Origin of the sequence: uncultured Peptoniphilus sp. (assembly GCF_946998875.1) — a bacterium.
Taxonomy (GTDB): Bacteria; Bacillota; Clostridia; order Tissierellales; family Peptoniphilaceae; genus Peptoniphilus_A.
Map to the genome: position 1 here is coordinate 191,400 of NZ_CAMQAY010000001.1, position 17,400 is coordinate 208,799.

Annotated in this window: 18 protein-coding genes; 17 read left to right on the forward strand and 1 reads right to left on the reverse strand. The window is 34.4% G+C overall.

The window, feature by feature from the left end; translation table 11 throughout:
* Positions 1 to 5: 5 nt before the first annotated feature.
* From Q0U74_RS00920 to Q0U74_RS01000, 17 genes are all read left to right on the forward strand, one after another.
* Positions 6 to 683: an amino acid ABC transporter permease gene (locus Q0U74_RS00920; protein WP_297392041.1), complete on the forward strand. Its 678-nt coding sequence runs from the start codon at positions 6 to 8 to the stop codon at positions 681 to 683.
* Positions 676 to 1,398 carry an amino acid ABC transporter ATP-binding protein gene (locus tag Q0U74_RS00925; RefSeq protein WP_288166690.1) on the forward strand — a complete coding sequence of 241 codons (723 nt, stop codon included), beginning with the start codon at positions 676 to 678 and terminating at the stop codon, positions 1,396 to 1,398. The genes Q0U74_RS00920 and Q0U74_RS00925 overlap by 8 nt, the downstream gene beginning before the upstream one ends.
* A 117-nt stretch (positions 1,399 to 1,515) precedes the next feature.
* Complete coding sequence (locus Q0U74_RS00930; protein WP_297392045.1) at positions 1,516 to 2,205, forward strand: hypothetical protein; 690 nt, start codon at positions 1,516 to 1,518, stop codon at positions 2,203 to 2,205.
* The gene (locus tag Q0U74_RS00935; RefSeq protein WP_297392047.1) at positions 2,195 to 2,404 is read left to right on the forward strand and encodes a hypothetical protein; all 210 of its coding nucleotides are present in this window, start codon (positions 2,195 to 2,197) and stop codon (positions 2,402 to 2,404) included. The genes Q0U74_RS00930 and Q0U74_RS00935 overlap by 11 nt, the downstream gene beginning before the upstream one ends.
* A 447-nt stretch (positions 2,405 to 2,851) precedes the next feature.
* The gene (gene hutH, locus Q0U74_RS00940; RefSeq protein ID WP_297392048.1) at positions 2,852 to 4,390 is read left to right on the forward strand and encodes a histidine ammonia-lyase; all 1,539 of its coding nucleotides are present in this window, start codon (positions 2,852 to 2,854) and stop codon (positions 4,388 to 4,390) included.
* A gap of 70 nt (positions 4,391 to 4,460) precedes the next feature.
* Positions 4,461 to 5,354, forward strand: coding sequence for a glutamate formimidoyltransferase (gene ftcD, locus Q0U74_RS00945; protein WP_297392050.1), 894 nt, complete (start codon positions 4,461 to 4,463; stop codon positions 5,352 to 5,354).
* Positions 5,355 to 5,362: 8 nt separating this feature from the next.
* Positions 5,363 to 7,042, forward strand: a complete 1,680-nt coding sequence (locus Q0U74_RS00950; RefSeq protein ID WP_297392052.1) for a formate--tetrahydrofolate ligase — start codon at positions 5,363 to 5,365, stop codon at positions 7,040 to 7,042.
* 8 nt (positions 7,043 to 7,050) lie between these two features.
* Complete coding sequence (locus tag Q0U74_RS00955) at positions 7,051 to 7,677, forward strand: cyclodeaminase/cyclohydrolase family protein (protein ID WP_297392054.1); 627 nt, start codon at positions 7,051 to 7,053, stop codon at positions 7,675 to 7,677.
* Positions 7,674 to 9,017, forward strand: a complete 1,344-nt coding sequence (glmL, locus tag Q0U74_RS00960) for a methylaspartate mutase accessory protein GlmL (RefSeq protein WP_297392056.1) — start codon at positions 7,674 to 7,676, stop codon at positions 9,015 to 9,017. The genes Q0U74_RS00955 and glmL overlap by 4 nt, the downstream gene beginning before the upstream one ends.
* A 134-nt stretch (positions 9,018 to 9,151) precedes the next feature.
* Positions 9,152 to 10,846, forward strand: a complete 1,695-nt coding sequence (locus tag Q0U74_RS00965) for a DUF2207 domain-containing protein (protein ID WP_297392058.1) — start codon at positions 9,152 to 9,154, stop codon at positions 10,844 to 10,846.
* Between the two features lie 217 nt (positions 10,847 to 11,063).
* Positions 11,064 to 11,552 carry an NUDIX domain-containing protein gene (locus Q0U74_RS00970; RefSeq protein ID WP_297392060.1) on the forward strand — a complete coding sequence of 163 codons (489 nt, stop codon included), beginning with the start codon at positions 11,064 to 11,066 and terminating at the stop codon, positions 11,550 to 11,552.
* Between the two features lie 36 nt (positions 11,553 to 11,588).
* Entirely contained in the window at positions 11,589 to 12,986 is a 1,398-nt protein-coding gene (cysS, locus tag Q0U74_RS00975) for a cysteine--tRNA ligase (RefSeq protein ID WP_297392062.1), read from the forward strand.
* Entirely contained in the window at positions 12,971 to 13,378 is a 408-nt protein-coding gene (locus Q0U74_RS00980) for a Mini-ribonuclease 3 (RefSeq protein WP_297392064.1), read from the forward strand. The genes cysS and Q0U74_RS00980 overlap by 16 nt, the downstream gene beginning before the upstream one ends.
* Positions 13,375 to 14,136: an FAD-dependent thymidylate synthase gene (gene thyX, locus Q0U74_RS00985; RefSeq protein WP_297392067.1), complete on the forward strand. Its 762-nt coding sequence runs from the start codon at positions 13,375 to 13,377 to the stop codon at positions 14,134 to 14,136. Before Q0U74_RS00980 ends, thyX begins: the two co-directional genes overlap by 4 nt.
* Complete coding sequence (gene rlmB, locus Q0U74_RS00990) at positions 14,133 to 14,840, forward strand: 23S rRNA (guanosine(2251)-2'-O)-methyltransferase RlmB (protein WP_297392069.1); 708 nt, start codon at positions 14,133 to 14,135, stop codon at positions 14,838 to 14,840. Before thyX ends, rlmB begins: the two co-directional genes overlap by 4 nt.
* A gap of 11 nt (positions 14,841 to 14,851) precedes the next feature.
* Positions 14,852 to 15,406 carry an NYN domain-containing protein gene (locus Q0U74_RS00995; protein WP_297392071.1) on the forward strand — a complete coding sequence of 185 codons (555 nt, stop codon included), beginning with the start codon at positions 14,852 to 14,854 and terminating at the stop codon, positions 15,404 to 15,406.
* 15 nt (positions 15,407 to 15,421) lie between these two features.
* Complete coding sequence (locus tag Q0U74_RS01000; protein ID WP_297392073.1) at positions 15,422 to 16,426, forward strand: zinc-ribbon domain-containing protein; 1,005 nt, start codon at positions 15,422 to 15,424, stop codon at positions 16,424 to 16,426.
* A 53-nt stretch (positions 16,427 to 16,479) separates the two neighbouring features.
* Here the strand turns inward: Q0U74_RS01000 and Q0U74_RS01005 are convergent, their stop codons facing one another.
* Entirely contained in the window at positions 16,480 to 17,382 is a 903-nt protein-coding gene (locus tag Q0U74_RS01005) for a DUF2207 family protein (RefSeq protein WP_297392075.1), read from the reverse strand.
* Positions 17,383 to 17,400: the final 18 nt, after the last annotated feature.

A 17,400-nucleotide genomic window follows, 5' to 3' on the forward strand; every position in this document is an offset into this window, starting at 1 on the left:
ATAATATGGGAATCATATCGAAACAATTTGCCTTCGCAAGTAAATATCTTCCAACCTATTTAAATGGAGCCGTGACCACTGTTGAACTATCAATAATTGGTGTCCTTTTAGGTTTTACTATTGGACTTTTACTTGCTCTAATGAAGACATCAAAAATAAAATTACTAAATATAATTTCAAGTATTTACATCGAAGTGGTGAGAGGTACACCAATGCTTGTGCAAATAATGATTGTTTATTTTGGACTAAAAAAAATAATACCAGAACAATTTACAATTTTGACTGCCCCAATGTTTTTGTGTGCACTTTCAATAAGTCTTAACTCAGCAGCCTATGTTGCAGAAATTATTAGGTCAGGTATATCTTCAGTTGACCCTGGACAAATGGAAGCTGCAAGATCTCTTGGACTTAATAAAAAGCAAGCCATGGCTAAGGTAATTATGCCACAAGCAATAAAAAATATACTCCCCGCTCTTGTAAATGAATTTATTACACTTATAAAGGAATCTTCAATTACCTATACAGTTGGAGTTGGAGAACTCATGTATGCTGGAAAAACTATTTCTTCAGGTACTTATCAGCTAGTAAAACCCTTCATATTTGTAGCTGTAATTTATTTTATTATGACCTTTAGCCTTTCAAAGGCTTTGGGACTTCTAGAAAGGAGACTTGCAAATGATTAAGGTAGAAAATTTGACTAAATCCTTTGGAGAACTTGAAGTCCTAAAGGGAATAAATCAAGAAATAAAAGACGGGGAAGTAGTAGTTGTCATTGGACCATCGGGTTCAGGCAAATCAACTTTTTTAAGATGCTTAAATCTTTTAGAAGAGCCAACGAGTGGCAAAATTTTTGTAGATGATGAAGAGATCACTTCAAAGGACATTGACATAAATAAAGTTCGTGAAGAAATGGGCATGGTATTTCAATCCTTTAACCTCTTCAACAACTTAAACATCATAGATAACATTACACTTGCTCCAACTCTTGTGAAGAAAATGGAAAAAGATCAGGCAGAAAAAAAAGCAATGGAACTTTTAGAAAGAGTTGGACTCCCAGACAAGAGAGATTCTTATCCAAAGTCCCTATCAGGTGGACAAAAACAAAGAATTGCCATAGCTAGAGCCCTTGCCATGAATCCAAAGGTAATGCTCTTTGACGAACCAACATCTGCCCTTGACCCAGAAATGGTAGGAGAAGTTTTAGATATAATGAAGGACCTTGCCAAGGAAGGCATGACAATGGTTGTCGTAACTCACGAAATGGGATTTGCAAGAGAAGTTGGCGACAGAATTTTATTCATGGACGGTGGCTACATTGTAGAAGAGGGAAGTCCAGAAGAAGTTTTCGGCAATCCTAAGAACGAAAGAACACAAAACTTTTTGGCAAAGGTGCTTTAAATAATTTTTGTAAATACTAGATGAAAATGGCTTAGGTGACTAAGTCATTTTTTCTTGCAGTTTTTTCATGGAAAAAATTTTTTTCAGCTGATATAATTCTTTTAAGGAGAGTGTTTGATGAAGTCATCACTTAAGAAGACAATTATTTTTCTTGCCATAATATTTTTACTTTTCATCTATGCTGGACTTAGGACCTATAATTCACATAATAAGGATCAGGTAATTTCAAGTGAAGATCAAAAAAATTACAGTGGGGAAAAAAGTGAGGACAAGAAAAATTTTGAAATAGAAGATGTGCCTAATGAAGAGAAAAAACAAATTGAGGAAAGCCTAGGCTCCGAAATTTCAGAAATAAAGCACATAAAATTTTTTGAAGATGAAGCTTATATTAAGCAAGAGGTAAAAAATAAAGAAGACTACATGATTGAAGATATTTCAGAAGTTAAAAATGTAGTAGAGTTTAGTGGAGAACATTATCAGTCAATATATGACAACAAGGAAGATGAAAAAGTCACTATAAAAATTGGAGAGAAAAAATTTAAAAATGATTATATGGCAGACCTGCCCATTGATGAAAAAATAATTTCCAATGCCTTGGGCTTCGATGTAAAAAGAGAGATTTTAATTGATTTAAATCTTGATATAAAAGTTGAAGGAAAAACTTTTGCAACTGCCAGCCTTTACCCTGAAATTAATTCTTATGACTTTAAAATTCTTAATAGGGATGGGGAGACAAGGAAGGGCAGTGCAAAAAAAGTTGTGGGAGCTTATTTAATTGTAAGAAAGGAGCAAATAAATGAAATCTAGAGACAAGTATATTATAACTGGCGTGATCTTGACTGTTTTATTAATAATATTTTTACATTTCATGCCGCTTTTAGATTTAAAGGTTACATCCTCTTATAAAAATTATTTAGTTGATTATTTGAAGGACGACATAGGCCTAATGATTGCCTTTATTCTTTCTCTTGGCTTGATAGTTTTTGGATTAATAAAAAAAGATTAAGATGAATTTTATGACTTAGGGGACTAAGTCATTTTTTATTTGAATAATTTTTTCTAAGATGCAAATATGTAAAATACATAGATTAATATAAATGATGTAATTTTTTTAAAAGTATTTATTATAATTTTTTACAAAAAGGAAGGATTACCAATTATGTAGACTAAGTTTTGTTTAAAACACGAAATCAGAGGATCAAATTACTAAAAAAAAGAGATAAAATATTGTACTTTTTTTAGTAAAAGAGTTTAATTTCATTGAAAATTATTGACAATAATTTATATTTGGAATAGAATCATTGTAGAAAACATTTGCAAACAATTAAAGTTTAGCAAGTGCTGGTAAATTTTTAGGAACTACTTTTCAAAGGATGACATAATTTTTCATCTTTATATTTTCTTTTGAATTAGTAAGTAAAATGTAATCAATTAAAGGAAAGGGAGTACAATTATGAACAAAGTAGTATTAACAGGTAACGACCTAACTCTTGAAGAGTTAGTAGCAGTAACAAGAAATCATGTAGAGGCAGTAATCGACGAAAAGGCAATTGCTGATGTAGAAAAATCAAGACAATACGTTGAAGAAATTGTTGAAGAAGAAAGAGTAGTTTACGGAATCAACACAGGATTTGGTTCTCTATCAAGAGTAAGTATCTCTAAAGAAGATTCAGCTCAACTTCAAGAAAACATCATTAGAACTCACGCTTCTGGATTTGGCAACCCACTTCCTGAAGACGAAACAAGAGCAGTTATGCTTATTAGAATTAACTCATTATTAAAGGGAGTTTCTGGAATCAGACTTTCTACTATTGAATTACTTCTTGAAATGTTAAATAGAAATGTTGTTCCATTTATTCCAGAAAAGGGATCTCTTGGAGCATCTGGAGACTTAGCACCACTTGCACATATGGTTCTTCCAATGCTTGGACTTGGAAAAGCTTTCTATGAAGGCGAACTTCTTCAAGGAAAAGTTGCTATGGAAAAAGCAGGACTTAAACCAATTGCACTTGCAGCTAAAGAAGGTCTTGCACTAATTAATGGTACTACAGTTCTTACTGCAACTGGAGCACTTGCACTTTATGATGCACTTAAACTTTCTAAGATCGCTGATATCGCAGGAGCTATGGCTTGTGAATCTTCAAGAGGAATCATTGACGCATTCTGGGAAGAACTTCACACAATTAGACCACACGCAGGTTCACTAAAGACTGCTGAAAACTTAAGAAATATTCTTGAAGGTTCAACTTATGTAACTCACACTGCTGAACTTAGAGTTCAAGATGCTTACACATTCAGATGTATGCCACAAATTCACGGAGCTTCTAAGGATACTCTTGAATATGTTAAAGAAAAAGTTGAAATCGAACTTAACTCTGCAACTGATAACCCAATCATCACTCATGATGGTAAAGTAATTTCTGGTGGTAACTTCCACGGAGAATTAATGGCACAACCATTTGACTTCTTAGCAATTGCTGTTGCTGAACTTGGTAATGTTTCTGAAAGAAGAATTGAAAGAATGGTTAACACTACACTTTCTGGAATGCCTTCATTCTTAGTTAAACACCCAGGACTTAACTCTGGATTTATGATCACTCAATATGCTGCAGCCGCTTTAGCATCTGAAAATAAAACACTATCTCACCCAGCAAGTGTTGACTCAATAACATCTTGTGAAAACCAAGAAGACTTCGTATCTATGGGTAACTGGGCTTCAAGAAAAGTTAGAGAAGTTGTTAAAAACACTGCAAGAATTTTAACTACTGAACTTATGATAGCTGCTCAAGCTCTTGACTTCAGAATGGAAATGGAAGACAACAAATATCAACTAGGAAAAGGTACTAAAGTTGCTCACGATGTAATTAGAAATCAAGTAGACTTTATCGAAGAAGATAAGAAGATTGAAATGTACGAAGAACTTGAAAAAGCTCAAGAATTAATTACAAGCGGAAAACTTCTTGAAGAAGTTGAAAAAGTAGTAGAACTTTAATATTTAGTTTAAATATTATATAATATATCGGTAAGAAAAAAGTATTAGATAACCTATAGGAGGAAATCAATTGAAAAGAGTAATGTGTATTCCTAACTATTCTGAAGGTAGAGACCTAAAGAAAGTTGAACAAATCACTGAATGCTTTAGAGCAAAAGAAAACATTAAATTAATCGATTATCAACCAGATGCTGACCACAACAGACTTGTTGTTGAAGTAATTGGTGAACCAGAAGCAGTTATTAATGCAGTTATTGAATCTGTAAAAGTTGCAACTGAAATAATCGACATGTCAAAACACAAGGGAGCTCACCCAAGAATGGGAGCTGTTGACGTTGTACCTTTCGTTCCAGTAACTGAATGTACTACTGAAGAATGTGTTGAATATGCTAAAAAAGTTGGTAAGGCAATTGGTGATATGGGAATTCCTGTTTATCTATATGAAGATGCAGCTTCCACTCCGGCAAGAAAGAATCTTGCAAAAGTAAGAAAAGGACAATATGAAGGATTCTTTGACAAAATCAAAGAACCTGAATGGAAACCAGACTTTGGTCCTCAAGAAATGAATGTTAAATCAGGAGCTACTGCTGTTGCAGCTAGATTCCACCTTATTGCATTTAATGTTAACTTAAACACAAGCGACTTAAGTGTTGCTGATACAATTGCTAAAAAAGTTCGTCACATTGGTGGAGGACTTAGATTTGTTAAGGCCATTGGTCTTGAACTTGAAGAAAAAGGTCAAACTCAAGTATCAATGAACCTTGTAAACTTCGAAAAAACTGCAATTTACCAAGCTCTTGAAATGATCAAATCAGAAGCTAAGAGATATGGTGTTACAGTTGTAAATACTGAACTTATTGGACTTCTTCCACTTCAAGCCCTAGTAGATTCAGCAGCTTATTATATGCAAATCGAAGGCTTAAAATCAGAACAAGTTCTTGAAACATTATTAATTGAGGAGTAATTAAATATATGGCATTTAAAACAGATATACAAATAGCTGATGAAGCTACAATGCTTCCTATTGAAGAAGTTGCTGCAAAGATTGGTCTTGAAAAAGATGATCTTGAAAACTACGGAAAATATAAAGCAAAAATTTCTTGGGATGCAATCAAAAAAATTGATGAAAAAAATGAATATGGAAAACTAATTTTAGTTTCTGCAATTTCACCTACACCAGCTGGTGAAGGTAAATCAACAGTTTCTATTGGACTTACTCAAGGCCTTAATAGAATTGGCAAAAAATCTGCAGTTGCACTTCGTGAACCATCTCTTGGACCAGTTTTTGGTGTTAAGGGTGGAGCTGCAGGTGGTGGATACTCACAAGTAGTTCCAATGGAAGATATCAATCTTCACTTTACTGGAGACCTTCACGCAATGACAGCTGCAAATAACCTTATTTCAGCTTGTATAGATAACCACATTCACCAAGGAAATGCTCTAAGAATTGACTGTAGACAAATTACTTGGAAGAGAGTTCTTGATATGAACGACAGATCTCTAAGAAATGTTGTTATTTCTCTTGGTAAAAAAGCTGATGGCTTCCCTAGAGAAGACCACTTCATGATTACTGTTGCATCTGAAATCATGGCTGTTCTATGTCTTTCTGAAAATATTGAAGACTTAAAAAATAGAATTGCTAAAATGATTATTGGCTACAACCTAGATAACGAACCTGTTACAGTAGCCGATCTTGAAATCCAAGGTGCAGTTGCTATGCTTCTTAAAGATGCATTAAAACCAAACCTAGTACAAACACTTGAAAATACACCTGCCTTTATTCACGGTGGACCTTTCGCAAATATTGCTCATGGATGTAACTCAATTTTAGCTACAAAACTTGCTCTAAACACTAGCGATTACGCTGTTACAGAAGCAGGTTTCGGTGCTGACCTTGGTGCAGAAAAATTCATGGACATTAAATGTAGAATGGCTGGCCTTGCTCCAGATGCAGTAGTAATTGTTGCTACAATTAAAGCTCTTAAAATGCACGGTGGAGTAGATAAAAAAGAATTAAAGACAGAAAATGTTGAAGCTCTTGAAAAGGGATTTGCTAACTTAAGACGTCACGTTGAAAACATCAAAAAATTCGGTGTTCCAGCTATTATTGCAATCAACAGATTCGCTGACGATACTGAAGCTGAAATTGCAAAATTAGAAGAACTTTGCAAAGAACTTGGAGTAAGAATTTCTCTTTGTGAATGTTTCGCAAAGGGTGGCGAAGGTGCAGAAGATTTAGCTAAACAAGTTGTTGAATTAATTGATGAAGATTCAGCTAACTTCAAACCTCTATACGATGAAAATGACAGCATTACTGATAAAGTAAACACTATCGTTACTGAAATTTACAGAGGTAGACAAGCTAAATTTACTACAGCTGCTAAAAAACAAGTTAAAAAACTTGAAGAACTTGGACTTGACAAACTTCCTATCTGTGTTGCAAAAACACAATTCTCATTTACAGATGACAAGAATATAATGGGAGCACCTACTGACTTTGACATTGAAATTCAAGATGTAAGAGTTTCAGCAGGAGCAGGATTTATTGTTGTTCAAACTTCTAACATCATGGTTATGCCAGGACTTCCAAAAGTACCAGCTGCTAACAAGATGGACATTGATAATGACGGAGTTATTACTGGATTATTCTAGGAGGAAAAATGCTTAAAGATTTAACTATAGTAGAATTCGCAGACGAAACTGCTTCAAATTCACCAGCACCAGGAGGTGGATCCATTGCTGCACTTAATGCATCAATGGCAGCTTCACTTCTTGCAATGGTTGCAGGTTTAACTATTGGAAAGAAAAAATATATGGACGTTTCTGAAAGAATGGAAGAAATCCATGCTGAACTTGTAAAATACAAAAAAGAATTTGTTGATGGAATTGACAAAGACGCTAGCTCTTTTAACGGAGTTATGGATGCTATGCAACTTCCAAAGGAAACTGAAGAAGAAAAGAAAATAAGATCAGCAAAAATTCAAGAAGGTTACAGAAATGCAATTGAAGTACCTCTTGGACTTGGTATGAAGGTTACAGAACTTTATGACTTTGCAAGGGAACTTGCTGAAAAGGGAAATTCAAATGCCATCACTGATGTTGCAGTTGCTCTATTAAATATTGAAGCTGCAGTTAATGGGGCTTTCTTAAATGTAATCATCAACCTAAACTCACTTAAAGACCAAGACTACAGACATGAACTTGAAGATAAAATGGCTGCTACAAGAAAAATTGTAGAAAAAAATCACGCTGAAATCATGAAAGTTGTAGATGAAAAATTAGCATGATTTACCTTTTAGTCGATGTTGGGTCAACTTATACTAAACTTAATTTAGTGGATACTGACAAAAATGAAATTCTAGGTAGTGCATCAAGCTACACCACTGTAGAAACTGATGTTAGAGAAGGCTTTAACAATGCCTATAAAAAATTAAGGGAAGTTACTGATGTCAAATATGACAAAGTTTTAGGTTGCTCTTCAGCATCAGGAGGACTAAAAGTTGTAGCAATAGGTTTTTCAAAGAATCTTACTACTGACGCTGCAAGGCTTGCGTCACTATCTAGTGGTGCCAGAATTTTAAAGGTGTATTCCTATGAACTCACAGATGAGCAAGTAGATGAAATTAAAAATTCTGGTGCCGATATAATAGTTTTATGTGGTGGAACTAATCACGGCAACAAAGATAATATTATCTTTAATGCAAAAAAACTTGCAAAGGGTAGCCTTAAGACACCCGTTGTTGTGGCAGGAAATATTGACACTCATGAAGAAATCAGGGAAATATTTAAAAAAAATAATGTTCCTTGTGACTTCACAGAAAATGTCATGCCAACTACTAACACTATAAATTACAGACCACTTAGAAAGACAATTGGCGACCTTTTTATAAGGACAATTGCTCACGCTAAGGGTATTGATTTATTGAGTAAGAATTTTGAAATTCTTTTGCCAACGCCAGTTGCAGTTCAAAAGGCAATGTCTGTCTATGCAAAACATTTAGATAAAGTTATTTTATCTGTGGATATTGGTGGAGCAACTACAGACATCCATTCCATTGGCAAGACTTATTATGGAGAAGAAAATGTAATTTCACCTCCCATTGATGAGCCCTTTGAAAAGAGAACTGTGGAAGGCGACATGGGCATGAGGTATTCAGCCACTGCTCTTTACGAGTCAGTAGGTGAAGAGCCCTTCCTAAAATTTGGCATAAAGGATGCAAGGGAAAAGACGGAGTATCGATTCAATCACACAAATTATATTCCAGACAATGACAAAGATTTATTCTTTGACAATGTCCTTTGCTATATTGCTACTCACACTTCACTTATGAGACATATTGGTCACATAAAAAAAGTTAAGACTCCTACTAGGACGATTTACGAGCAATACGGAAAAGATTTGAGACCTGCTGAAATGTTTATCGGAACTGGTGGATCGCTTATTAATTCTAATGAGCCGAAAAAAATTCTCCAAGCAATAGAGGATTTAGACGATAAATATTTAATCAATAGGAATATAAAATATTATTTAGATAAAAAATATATTTTATCATCAGCTGGACTAATTTCTACCGTAGATGAAGAAGCTTCCTACAAATTATTAAATAAATATTTAAAAGAATTATAAAATACTTTGAGAAGTTGCCATTGAGGCAGCTTCTTTTTTTCAATTAAAAAAATTTTTGAATTTATAAAATTTCCTTAAAAACTTATTTTTTATGAAAATAATTATTTTGGGTATAAAAAAAACAGGAGGTTTTTATGAAACTTAGAAAAATTTTTGCTTTGACACTTTTACTTTTAATGACGCCAGTTTTTGTATTTGCAGAAGATTTTAAAGAAATGAACCTTGATGTAAGTATAGATAAAAAGGGCATAGGAGAAGTTAAAGAAGTATGGAAAATTGATGAAGACGAGGAAGATTACACAGAGAGATATAAGGCCATAAACAATTTGCAGGGTATTAAAATTGAAGATTTTTCTGTTAATGCTCTTGGAAGAGATTTTACTGAACTCATGCCCTGGAATATTGATGCCAGCTTTGAGGACAAGGCATATCACTATGGAAGAATTGACAAGGATGACCAAGTGGAGCTAACTTGGGGCATTAGCAAGTTTGGTGACAATACATATAACTTGTCCTATAAGATAAATCCTCTTGTAGTGGGACTTAAAGACAGCGACATGTTGTTTTTTAAATTCGTGGGAGAAAATTTTGACCCAAAACCTAAAAGCGTACAAATAAAAATTAGGGGCTTTGAGCCCTTTAAGGATGTAAAAATGTGGGGCTTTGGCATGGAAGGTGAAATTCATAATGTTGATGGAGAAATCCTCATGACTTCATCAGGCTTTGTTGACTATGCAACGGTGATGCTAAAATTCCCAAAGGGTTATTTTAATACTGCCTATAAGATTGACAAAAATTTTGAAGATTATGCAAACATAGCTGCCAAGGGTTCTGATTGGGAAAATAGAGAAGGGGAAGCTTACCAAAAGCCAATGTCAACAGGAGAAAAGGCAGCTCTTGGCACAGTTGGCTTAGCTGTTCTCGGCATAATTTATTTTGTAGGGCGTTTGATTGCCCTGGGCTTTAGTAAAAAGAGAATTGAAAATAAAAAAGAACTTGCAAGTATAAAAGACTTAAAGGGAGAATATTATAAGGACTTGCCTTACCATGGTCCCCTTGAAGATTTGGCATTTTTCATCAGTCAATCCTATTTAGTGATAAGTGACTTAGTGGGAAATTACATCAACGCCTTTATCTTAAAGTGGAGTCTAAATGGAGCCATTGAATTTATAGAAGATGATGAAATTTTTTCTAAAAATAAAATAAAAATTATTTCTAGACCAGAAAATATGGGTCCCCTTGAAGAAGAACTTTTTGATATGATTGCTGGAGCCAATGAATATAATGGCAAGGACTACATGACAGCCAAGGACTTCAAAAAATATGTAAAGGCAAACAAGGAGGACATGGAAAATTATTACGATGAATTTGAAGATAAATCTATTGAAGCCCTAAAGGCTGGAGGATATTTAGAAAATTACAAATACGAAAAGAGATTTTTATTCTCCAAGAAAACTGGAACAGAACTTAGAGTCACTGAAAAAGGAAAAGCCCTATGGGAAAATCTCATAAAATTCAAAAATTATTTGAAAGACTATAAAGACCAAGTTACAGATGAAGTTGAATTTGAAAAGTGGCAGGACTTTTTAATTTATTCATCAATATTTTTCTTAGATGAAGAATTTGCAAGAGGAGCGTCAGCCTACCCGGCTTATATTAATAATTATGCCCTCTACAACACTCACATAATGACTTCAAGAAAGTTTTCAAAGGAAATCAATAATTCTTACCAAGCTGCAACTGGCTTTAATAGTGCAGGTTTTGGTGGCGCAACTTCTGTTGGAGGTGGAGGTGGATCCTTCGGAGGCGGCGGCGGTGGCGGTCGCTAAAATAAAATTAAACTCTTTACTGTAAAAAATTTTGCAGCGAAGAGTTTTTTATTGCTTAAAAAAATTTTTATGGAAAAATATTTTTAACTGATAAAAATTGTTAGGCTTAAATTTTTTTCAGGATAATTTTTTATGGATAATATTTTACTTAAATAAAGTCCTCATAATCTTTTAAAAACTTGATAAATGGTGTAAAATAACAATAAGGAGTTTTGTCGTGGAATATTGGGATGTATATGATAAAAAGGGAAAATGGAAGAGGCGCGCCATAAGAAAGGGCGAGCGTCTAAAAAATGATGAATACCATATTATTGTTGAAGGATGGATTTTGCGTGAGGATGGAAATTTTATAATCCAAAGAAGGGCTCTCGATAAAAAATCCTTTGCTGGCATGTGGTACTGTTCTGCTGGTGGTTCTGTTATATCAAGAGAAACGCCAAAGGAAGGGATGGTGCGTGAGTTCAAGGAAGAACTTGGCATAGACATAAGCGAAGATGAGCTTCATCTAAAGAGAATAATTACAGAGAGAAATACAATTTTTTATATTTTTTTAGTTCGCAAAAATATTTCCCTTGATGAGATTAAACTGCAAGAGGAAGAAGTCATGGATGTTGACCTTGCAGACCCAAGTAAGATAAGAAAAATGATTGAAGACAAAACTTTTATAGGACTTGATTACTACGAAAAATTTTTCAAAGGTATATAATCGTCTCACAGGAGACGTTTTTTTATAGGAGGATTTATGAAATTATACAATACTCTAAGTAGAACAAAGGAAGAATTTGTGCCAATTAAAGAAGGCGAAGTTGGAATTTACAATTGTGGTCCAACTGTTTATAACTTTATTCATGTTGGCAATGCTAGACCCCTTGTTGTCTTCGACACCCTTAGAAGATATTTTACTTACAAGGGAATGAAGGTAAAATTTGTTGTGAACTTCACTGACATTGACGACAAGATGATAAATAAGGCAAATGACGAAGGTGTAAAAGTATCTGATATTGCTGAAAGATACATCAAGGAGTTTAAAAAAGATGCCAATGGTCTTCACCTTTACGATTATGAAACTCTAAATCCTAGAGCAACAGAGCACATAGATGAAATTATTTCCTTTATCAAGACTTTAATAGATAAGGGCGCAGCATATGTTTCCAATGGAGATGTTTACTTTGATATTAATTATGCCAAGGACTATGGCAAGCTTTCTAAGAAAAATATTGAAGATTTAATTTCTGGTCACAGAGTTGACATAAACGACAACAAAAAGAATCCAAGTGACTTTGCCCTTTGGAAAAATAAAAAGGAAGGGGAACCCTTCTGGAAAGCACCTTGGGGAGAAGGTAGACCTGGCTGGCACATTGAATGTTCTGTCATGGCAAAGACATTAATTGGCGATAACATTGACATTCACACAGGTGGAGAAGACTTACAATTCCCTCATCACGAAAATGAAATTGCACAATCAGAAACTTGCAATGGCGTTCCCTTTGCAAATTATTGGCTACACAACGGCATGATTACCGTTGACAACGAAAAAATGTCTAAGTCCAAGGGCAACTTCTTTACAGTAAGAGAAATTGCAGATGAATTTGACCTTGAAGTCTTGAGATTTTTCCTTTTGACTACTCAATACCGTTCACCAATTAATTTCTCAAGAGAAGTTATGGAGCAAACTAAAAATTCCAGCAAGAGACTTTATAACGCAAAATATAAACTTGAAGATGCAATAGAAAAGTCTAGTGTAGATAAAATCAATGATGAAGAAGAAAAATTATATAAATCCTTTGACAAACACATTGAAAAGTTTGAAAATGCCATGGATGACGACTTAAATACAGCTGATGCCATTACTGCAATTTTTGACTTAGTTAAGGATATAAACTTAAACCTTGATGAAAGTAATTCCAAGGAGATGTTAGAAAAGACTCTTGAACTTTTGAAAAAACTTACAAAAGTACTGGGCATCATGGAAGGTGAAAGAGAAGAAATTTCTGAAGATATTGAAGGTCTAATTGCCGAAAGAAATGCTGCTAGAAAGAATAAGGACTTTGCCAAGTCTGACGAAATAAGAGACAAGCTTAAGGAAATGGGCATTGAAATAGAAGATACGAGAAGTGGGACAACTTGGAAGAGAATTTAAATTTTTTAGAAGTTAAAAATTATAGGGAGGCAGAAGTTAGGGAACTAAGCCCCCTTGCCCTTGCCTATATTGGCGATGCCTGCTTTGAAATCTTAGTGCGAAGTGAAATTTTAGATGTCAGGAAAAATCCCAACAAGCTTCACAGAGAAAGCATAAGATTTGTACGTGCAAAATCACAGAGAGAACTTTTTGAAAAAATAGAAGAAAAGCTCACAGAGGAAGAGATTAAAGTTTTTAAGAGAGGGAGAAATGCCAAGTCCCACACAGTTCCTAAAAATGCAGATCCCATAGATTATAGGATTGCAACTGGAGTGGAGGCCCTTTTTGGCTACCTCTATCTTTTGAAAAGGTATAATAGAATTAGAGAAATATTTAAGGAGATGATCAGATGAAGGTAAAAATTATTTCGCACACAATGGAGCCAGATAAAACCATTGCTGCAGCTGCAAAACTTTGCTATTCAAGAGTTGGTGTTGAAGAAATCACAGAAAATTTGACTGAAGAATCTACAGAAAAGTTTTTAAATAGACTTATGTCATTTTCCCACCTTTCACCACTGGAACATGTAAGCTTTACCTTTGCCATTGAAGGTGTTTCTAGGACACTTACTCATCAACTAGTGAGACATAGAATTGCTTCTTACTCACAACAATCACAAAGATATGTAAAGCTTGACAGCTTTGAATACATTATTCCGCCTCAAATTGAAAAGAATGAAAAGGCCAAGAAAGTTTTCCTTGAAGCCATGAAAAGAGACCAAGAAGATTACGACAAATTAGTTGAAATTCTTGTAAGGGAAAATGCAAGACCTCTCATCGAAAGTGGAATGGAAGAAGAAAAGGCAAAAAAGGCAGTGGAAAAAATGTCCATAGAAGATGCAAGATATGTCTTTCCTAATGCCTGCGAAACAAAAATTGTTGTTACAATGAATGTCAGAACTTTAAGACACTTCTTCACAGTGAGATGTTGCGAAAGGGCGCAATGGGAAATAAGAGAACTTGCAACGGAAATGCTAAGAGAAGTAAAGGAAGTTGCACCACTTTTATTTAAGGATCAAGGACCAGCTTGCGTGTCAGGACCATGCCCAGAAGGTAAGATGACTTGTGGCAAGGCAGCAGAAATTAGAGAGAAGTTTAAGAATTTAAAATGAAATATATTTACGGAAGAGGTCCAGTTATTGAGGCCCTAAAAAATGAAGAAGTAGAAAAAATTTATGTGGGGAAAAATGCCACTGGTTCCATAAAAAAAATTATTGGCATGGCTAGAGACGCAAAAGTTCCCGCAGTTACTAGCGACAATGAAAAGTTGGAAGAACTTGCTGGTACAAAAAACCATCAGGCAGTTGTGGCTCTTGTAAGTGATTTTGAATACCTTGAACTTGATGAGCTCATAAGTAAACTAAGAGACAAGGAAAATGCGAAAATTTTTATCTTAGATAAAATTGAGGACCCCCACAATTTTGGTGCCATAGCAAGAAGTTCAAACTTTTTTGGCGTAGATGGAATTATTTTTCCAAATAGAAGGGCAGCTACAGTTAATGACACAGTGGTAAAGTCTTCTGCTGGTGCAATTTACGATATCGATGTTTCAAAGGTTACAAATATTTCTCAGGCAATAGAAAATTTAAAGGAAGCTGGATTTTGGATTTATGCCACAGACCTTGAAGGCGAAGACATAAGAAAGTGTGACTTCTCTGGCAAAGTTGCCATAGTTATTGGCAACGAAGGCAAGGGAGTTTCAAAAAATATTTTGAAAAACTCTGACAAAATCATAACTATTCCAAATTTCTCTGACTTTGATTCTCTAAACGCATCAGTTGCAGCTGCAATTGTCATGTACGAAATTTTTAGATAATAAGATTAAAAATGAAGAGACGCTTAAGTCGCTACAAAAGAGATGTGAACTATCTCTTTGTAGATGGATACAATATTATAAATTCTTGGCAAAATTTAATAAAATTAAAAAATATTTCTCTTGAAGATGCGAGAAATGAACTTATAGATACTATGGTTGAATTTTCTCACAGCACCAAAGATCACATAATACTTGTCTTTGATGCTTACTTGGTGAAAAAATCTGGAGGAAAGAATTATAAGAGAGATGGAATAGACATAATCTTTACTAGGGAGTTTGAGACGGCAGACCACTACATTGAGAGGCAACTTGACGAGATAGGAAAGCTTACTAATGTGCGTGTGGCAACAAGTGACAACATTGAGCAGCAAATTATTTTGTCTCGGGGAGGTACGAGAATTTCTGCAAGAGAACTTGAAGCTGAAGTATTAAATTCAAAAAATAAAGTTTTTCATGTTGCAAAAAAATTAAAGGAAGAGAAGGTTACTGCTCTCGACGAAGAAATTATTCACAAGCTAAAAATTTTTCGAAGAGATATTTCTAATAAAAATAAAAATAAAAAATAGTGAGGAGGCTTTTAAATGAGATGTAAGAATTGCGGAAAAGAAAATGCAGAGGGCGCCCTATTTTGTATGGAATGTGGTCACTCTTTGAGGGAGGACATGGATTTTTCCAAGACTCAAAAAATAAATAGAGATTATGACTATGAAGATGAAGAAAAAATCCTAAAAAATAATTCCTTTAAAGATGATTCCATGGGAACAAAGCAAAAGGGTATCGTTTTTGGATTTGTAATTGTGGGCTTAATTGTCTTTTCTCTCTTATTTAATTTTGGCTTTGGGAAATACAAATTTAGCAAATTGGAAAGTTCTGCAAGGGCAAATTTAGAAGCCAAAAACTATAAGGAAGCTAGAGAAAAATTCAGCCAGCTTTACGAAAAATCTTCAGACAAAAAATACTTAGATGAAATTAATAAAATCGACAAAAATATTGAAGCCAAGGATACTTTTAACAAGGCAAATCAAAAGTTTGAAGGCAGAGACTATGAAGCCTCTCTTGCCTATTTAAAGGACATGGAAAGTGACGACGATGAGTTAAAAGAAAAGAAGGATGCCCTTATAGAGAAGAATTATTCTGCAATTAAGGCTGAAATTTCACAGCTAACTAGCAGCAATAATTATGAAAGCGCAATTAATAGACTTAATTCTTATTTGGCTGTTGACCCAGAAAATGCTGACTTCAAAAAATTGTTAGATGACATAAATGCGAAGAAGCTAAATAGTGAAAAGAAGGCAGAAGAGGAAAGCCAAGCTTCAAAGGAAAAGGCCAGGGCTGACGAATTAGAAGCTCAAGTTGCGAAATTAAAAAATCAAGAGGCATCAAATTTAATTGGCACTTACCAATTTGTAACTTCAAGCAGGGCCAATGTTAGAAGTGGACCTGGATTTTCCTATGGAGTTGAGTTTAGCCTTTTCAGGGGAGACCCTGTCTATGTCTATGATACTAGAAGAGCCAATAGAAGAACTTGGTGCAATATTGGAGCTGGATGGATAAGTTACAGAACTTTAAATGGCGAATCAAAATAAAATAATTTAAGGCAGTCATAAGACTGCCTTTTTTAATGGTTTTAAATTTTTCTTTAATTTCTCACTAACAAATGCTCTCCTACTAGTGCAACTTTAAAGCTTTTATAAAAATCCTTTTCGAAGAATATTTGACAGTCTCTTATATAAGGATTCTTAAATAGAACATTCTCGTAAATTGCCCTAATATTTTCCATCTTTAGTCCAAAGTCAATGGCAAGGAGAAAGTCTTCTTCTTCATCTCCCAAGCCCTTCAATAGTTTTTCTTCCACTTTTTCTAGTTCTCTATATTTTTTGTTGCCAAGCTCTGTCATCTTGGAGAAGCTTGCTATTAGCCTTGCGTAAAATACTAGAGCCAAGATTATGCTTATTATGCCAAAGAATTTTTCGTTATAGACTGTGACTATGCCAACGAAAAATAAAAGGGAAAAGACTACAAAGGATAATAAAATTTTTAGTGTCTTTTTTTCTCTAGTAAAAAGTTTTTTTGCCACCATTTCTTCTTCCAAGAAATATATAAAGTCGTTGAATTTTTTGTTGTAGTTGTCGGGCTCTCGCCTTCTCATTTTATCCAAAGTGCGAGTTGAAATTTCTCCCTCGCCAAAGGAAAATAAGGTGTCAAAAAGTTTTTTTTCACCACCATCTAGTCCATCTCCCCTTAAATTTTTAAGGCTGTAGGAAATTTTTTCTTCGCCAGCTTTTGTCTTGTAAAAATTTTTTTCGATTTCTACATGTCCTTCGCCAATAACTTTTACTATCATGGCTATTATTGTGTTGTAGATAAAGTTTGGTCCCTTGTAGAGGTAGCCCTTCTCGTAATATTTTAAGTCTACTTCTCCATCTTTTGCTGGTCCTTCTTTTTTCTTGGCTAAAAGATATGCCATGAAAAGGGACAAGACTATGACGAAGATATTTATTGTCAAAAAGTATGTATTTGATAAGTTCATTTTCAATTCCATTTAATCACCTCTTTCTAT